The 4710-nt window shown below is 69.5% G+C and carries 6 protein-coding genes; 3 read left to right on the top strand and 3 right to left on the bottom strand.

The features are described 5' to 3' along the window. Window positions 1–316, top strand: a 316-nt coding sequence (locus tag AC13HU_RS32540; RefSeq protein ID WP_483045579.1) for a Scr1 family TA system antitoxin-like transcriptional regulator, incomplete at its 5' end; no start/stop codon positions are given. Beyond that, complete coding sequence (locus AC13HU_RS32535; RefSeq protein ID WP_483045578.1) at window positions 313–531, top strand: DUF397 domain-containing protein; 219 nt, start codon at window positions 313–315, stop codon at window positions 529–531. The genes AC13HU_RS32540 and AC13HU_RS32535, both read left to right, overlap by 4 nt. A gap of 208 nt (window positions 532–739) precedes the next feature. Here the strand turns inward: AC13HU_RS32535 and purL are convergent, their stop codons facing one another. From purL to purS, 3 genes are read right to left on the bottom strand one after another with little or no spacing between them, the layout of a single operon-like run. Further along, window positions 740–2989: a phosphoribosylformylglycinamidine synthase subunit PurL gene (purL, locus tag AC13HU_RS32530; RefSeq protein ID WP_483045577.1), complete on the bottom strand. Its 2250-nt coding sequence runs from the start codon at window positions 2987–2989 to the stop codon at window positions 740–742. Beyond that, window positions 2986–3690 (bottom strand): phosphoribosylformylglycinamidine synthase subunit PurQ, encoded by a 705-nt coding sequence (gene purQ, locus AC13HU_RS32525; RefSeq protein ID WP_483045576.1) that lies wholly within the window; start codon window positions 3688–3690, stop codon window positions 2986–2988. The genes purL and purQ overlap by 4 nt, the downstream gene beginning before the upstream one ends. Then, entirely contained in the window at window positions 3687–3938 is a 252-nt protein-coding gene (purS, locus tag AC13HU_RS32520; protein WP_328465768.1) for a phosphoribosylformylglycinamidine synthase subunit PurS, read from the bottom strand. Before purS ends, purQ begins: the two co-directional genes overlap by 4 nt. A 317-nt stretch (window positions 3939–4255) precedes the next feature. Between purS and AC13HU_RS32515 the strand changes: the two genes are divergently transcribed. Continuing rightward, window positions 4256–4576 carry a histone-like nucleoid-structuring protein Lsr2 gene (locus tag AC13HU_RS32515; protein ID WP_483045575.1) on the top strand — a complete coding sequence of 107 codons (321 nt, stop codon included), beginning with the start codon at window positions 4256–4258 and terminating at the stop codon, window positions 4574–4576. Window positions 4577–4710 lie beyond the last annotated feature (134 nt).

The following is a 4710-nucleotide window of genomic DNA, read 5'->3' as shown; positions in this document are numbered from 1 at the left end:
CCCGTCTCCTCCTCATCCGACGCCACCCGCGCGACATCTCCGAGGGGGCAACGCACTACCGCCGATCATGCTGCAAGTGATCCCTTACGAAGCGGGCGCGTACCCGATGGCCGGTACGAACGTCACGCTCATGACGTTCGAGGACGCACCGCCCGCCGTCTACGTAGAGGGGCCCTATTCAGGCCACTTGCTGGACTCGCCGGCAATGGTCGCCGAACACCAGCGGGCATACGATTGTGCGCGGGCCGTCGCGCCGTCGCCGGAGGCGTCCCTGAACCTCATCTCTTCGGTGGCGGAGGAGTTCAGCAGACCATGACCACTGCTCGCGATCTGGGCACCACCGTCGAGTGGCACAAGTCGTCGTACAGCAACGGTGACGGCGGCGAGTGCGTCGAGGTCGGCGACGGCAACCCGGCGGTGCTGCCCGTCCGCGACTCCAAGGACCCCGAGGGCCCCGTCCTCACCTTCACCCCCACCGCCTGGACCTCGTTCGTCCGCGCGCTCAAGTCCGGTGATCTGCCGATCGGTTGAGGGTTCGGCCTGCCCCGGTTGAGAACCGTACCGGCATCGCGTCCCGCACCTCGTCGCCCATCCCCCCCACGGGCACCAACCTCCCACGTCCGTAAGGCAATCACAGCGCCGCCCCCCGACCGACGGCCGACCGCAACAGCCGCATCCGACAAGGGCGCCCCCGCCGAAGTACCGGCGTGGGCGCCCCTGCACCGCAAGTGACGGTCGGTCAGGACAGCAGCCCCGGGATCGCCGAGTGGTGGGCCTGCGACAGTTCCGCCAGCGGGATCGTGAACTCGCCCTGGATCTCCAGGGATTCACCGTCGACCACGCCGACCCGGGTCGCGGGAAGGCCCCGCGCACCGCACATGTCGGTGAAGCGCAGCTCCTCCGAGCGGGGAACGGCGACGAGCGCGCGCCCGGCCGACTCCGAGAGCAGGAAGGTGAACGCGGACAGCCCGTCCGGGACGACCAGCCGGGCACCGTGCCCGCCACGCAGGCAGGACTCGGTGATCGCGGCGAGCAGTCCGCCGTCGGACAGGTCGTGGGCGGCGTCGATCATGCCGTCCCGCGACGCGGAGATCAGGATCTCGCCGAGCAGCCGCTCCCGCTCCAGGTCCACGGCCGGCGGCAGCCCGCCGAGGTGGTCGTGCACGACCTGCGACCAGATCGACCCGCCGAACTCCTCGCGGGTCTCCCCGAGCAGGTAGAGCAGGTGGCCCTCGTCGGCGAAGGCCATCGGGGTGCGGCGCGCCACGTCGTCGATCACGCCGAGCACGGCGACGACCGGGGTGGGGTGGATGGCCGCCTCACCGGTCTGGTTGTAGAGCGAGACATTGCCGCCGGTCACCGGCGTACCGAGTTGGAGGCAGCCGTCGGCCAGCCCGCGGATCGCCTCCACGAACTGCCACATGACGTCCGGGTCCTCGGGCGAGCCGAAGTTCAGGCAGTCCGAGATCGCCAGCGGCTTCGCGCCGGTCGCCGCCACGTTCCGGTACGCCTCCGCGAGCGCGAGCTGCGCGCCGGCGTACGGATCGAGCTTCGTGTAGCGGCCGTTGCCGTCGGTGGCGATGGCGACGCCGAGGCCGGTCTCCTCGTTGACCCGGATCATGCCCGCGTCCTCGGGCTGGGCCAGCACGGTGTTGCCCTGCACGAACCGGTCGTACTGGTCGGTGACCCACGCCTTCGACGCGACGTTCGGCGAGGAGAGCACCCGCAGCGCCTGCGCGCGCAGCTCGTCGCCGCCGGCCGGGCGGGCCAGCGCGCCCGCGTCGTCGGCCTGCAAGGCGTCCTGCCAGACCGGCCGCGCGTACGGGCGCTCGTACGTCGGGCCTTCGTGCGCGACCGTGCGCGGGTCCACGTCGACGATCTTCTCGCCGTGCCAGAAGATCTCCAGCCGGTCCCCGTCGGTGACCTCGCCGACGACGGTGGCGATGACGTCCCACTTCTCGCAGATGGCCAGGAACCGCGCCACCTTCGCGGGCTCCACCACCGCGCACATCCGCTCCTGCGACTCGCTCATGAGGATCTCCTCGGGCGAGAGCGTGGAGTCGCGCAGCGGTACGTCGTCCAGCTCGACGCGCATGCCGCCGGAGCCGTTGGAGGCCAGCTCGCTGGTGGCGCAGGACAGGCCCGCCGCCCCCAGGTCCTGGATGCCGACCACCAGCTTCTCGGCGAACGCCTCCAGCGTGCACTCGATCAGCAGCTTCTCCTGGAACGGGTCGCCGACCTGCACCGCGGGCCGCTTGCTCGGCTTCGTGGCGTCGAACGTCTCCGAGGCGAGGATCGAGGCGCCGCCGATGCCGTCGCCGCCGGTCCTGGCCCCGTAGAGGATGACCTTGTTGCCGGTGCCGGACGCCTTGGCGAGGTGGATGTCCTCGTGCCGCATCACGCCGATCGCGCCCGCGTTGACCAGCGGGTTGCCCTGGTAGCAGGCGTCGAAGACCAGCTCGCCGCCGATGTTCGGCAGACCGAGGCAGTTGCCGTAGCCGCCGATGCCGGCGACCACGCCGGGCAGCACCCGCTTGGTGTCGGGGTGGTCGGCCGCGCCCATCCGCAGCGGGTCCACCACGGCGACCGGCCGCGCGCCCATCGCGATGATGTCGCGCACGATGCCGCCGACCCCGGTGGCCGCACCCTGGTACGGCTCGACGTACGACGGGTGGTTGTGCGACTCGACCTTGAAGGTGACCGCGTAGCCCTCGCCGACGTCGACGACGCCGGCGTTCTCCCCGATGCCGACGAGCAGCGCGTCGGTCTTCGGCGCTTTCACGCCGAACTGCTTGAGGTGCACCTTGCTCGACTTGTACGAGCAGTGCTCCGACCACATCACCGAGTACATCGCCAGCTCGGCCCCGGTCGGGCGGCGGCCCAGGATCTCCCGGACCCGCTGGTACTCGTCCTCCTTGAGGCCGAGCGCCTTCCACGGCAGCTCCACGTCGGGGGTCTGCTCGGCGTGCTGCACTGTGTCGAGAGTCACGCGCCTACCAACTTCTTGAGTACCGACGTGAAGAAGCCGAGCCCGTCGGTGCGGCCGGTGCCGATCAGCGACTCGACCGCGTGCTCCGGGTGCGGCATGAGGCCCACCACGTTGCCCGCCGCGTTGGTGATCCCGGCGATGTCGCGCAGCGAGCCGTTCGGATTGCCGTAGCCGTCCGCGGCCGGGCCGCCGGTGGCGTAGCGGAAGGCCACCCGGCCCTCCGCCTCCAGCTCGTCCAGCACGTGCTCGTCGGCGGTGTAGCGGCCGTCGATGTTCTTCAGCGGGATGGAGATCTCCTGGCCCGCCGCGTAGTCCGCGGTCCAGGCGGTGCCGCTGGTCTCGACCCGCAGCTTCTGGTCGCGGCAGACGAAGTGCAGCTCGGTGTTGCGCAGCATCGCCCCGGGCAGCAGATGTGCCTCGGTGAGGACCTGGAAACCGTTGCAGATCCCCAGCACCGGCATTCCGGCCCGGGCCTGCTCGATGATCGACTCCATCACCGGCGAGAAACGGGAGATCGCCCCGGCCCGCAGATAGTCGCCGTAACTGAACCCGCCGGGCAGAACCACCGCGTCGACCTGCTTCAGGTCCTTGTCGCGGTGCCACAGCGGGACCGCTTCCGCGCCGGCCACCCGGACGGCGCGCTGGGTGTCGCGGTCGTCAAGGGTCCCCGGAAATGTGACGACACCAATGCGTGCAGTCACGACTCCACCTTTACATTGAAGTCCTCGATCACGGTGTTGGCGAGAAAGGTTTCCGCCAACTCCCGAATACGGGCGAGCGCTGCGTCGTCGACGGGGCCGTCGACCTCCAGCTCAAAGCGCTTTCCCTGGCGGACGTCGGAGATCCCGTCGAAGCCGAGCCGGGGCAGCGCACGCTGTACGGCCTGGCCCTGGGGGTCGAGGATCTCCGGCTTGAGCATGACGTCGACTACGACGCGTGCCACTGGCACTCCCGATGGTGTGGTGCGTGAGGTTCTCTCAGCCTACCGGGTGGCGAAATCTACGCGAGTAGATATACCGCAACGCCACATCGGCCACAGATCGCCGATCACGTTTGGATATCGGCTGAGAAAATACCTGGGTAAAGCCGCGGCGGAAAACATAGGGTCTCTGAAGCGAAGATGCTTGCGGCGTCGATGCAGCGGGAATTAACAGCAGCAACGGGTATCTCCACCGCCCCATTCCCCTCGGGCGCCCGGTCGCGGACCCGCGTGGGTCCGGCCCCGTCGCGACCGCAGGCAGCCGGCACAAGAAAGGACCGATCCCGATGGCGCAGCGCGTACTGGTCACCCTTGCCGACGATCTCGACGGCGGCAACGCCGAGGAGACGATCGCATTCGGCGTCGACGGCCAGTGGTACGAGATCGACCTTTCGTCGAGGAACGCGGACAGACTGCGCAAGGAACTCGCTCCCTACGTCGAGGCCGGCCGTCGCCGCACCCTTTCCGGTCACGCCTACAAGCGCACCCCGATCGCGCCCACCCCGGCCACCGTCCGCGCCTGGGCGCAGTCCAACGGCTTCGAGGTGCCCGCCCGCGGCCGTATCCCCAAGAAGGTCTACGAAGCGTTCAACAAGGCTGGCCGATAAGCCAGTTGGCGGCGAATCGACACCGGGGCGGCCGCGAGGCGGCGGCGCGGTGGCGGTGAATCGTCAGCCGATGGGCGGCTAATCGGCGGCTGAATGGCATCCGATCGACGTCACGTCGGCAGTCAGGTCAGCGG

The sequence above is a fragment of the Streptomyces sp. NH27 genome (assembly GCF_056859195.1).
This window is presented reverse-complemented; position numbering and strand designations above follow the sequence as displayed.

What these genes read in the sequence shown, in the direction of transcription:
- AC13HU_RS32535 (WP_483045578.1), top strand. Translation starts at nt 313, where the DNA reads ATGACCACTGCTCGCGATCTGGGCACCACCGTCGAGTGGCACAAGTCG.
- AC13HU_RS32515 (WP_483045575.1), top strand. Translation starts at nt 4,256, where the DNA reads ATGGCGCAGCGCGTACTGGTCACCCTTGCCGACGATCTCGACGGCGGC.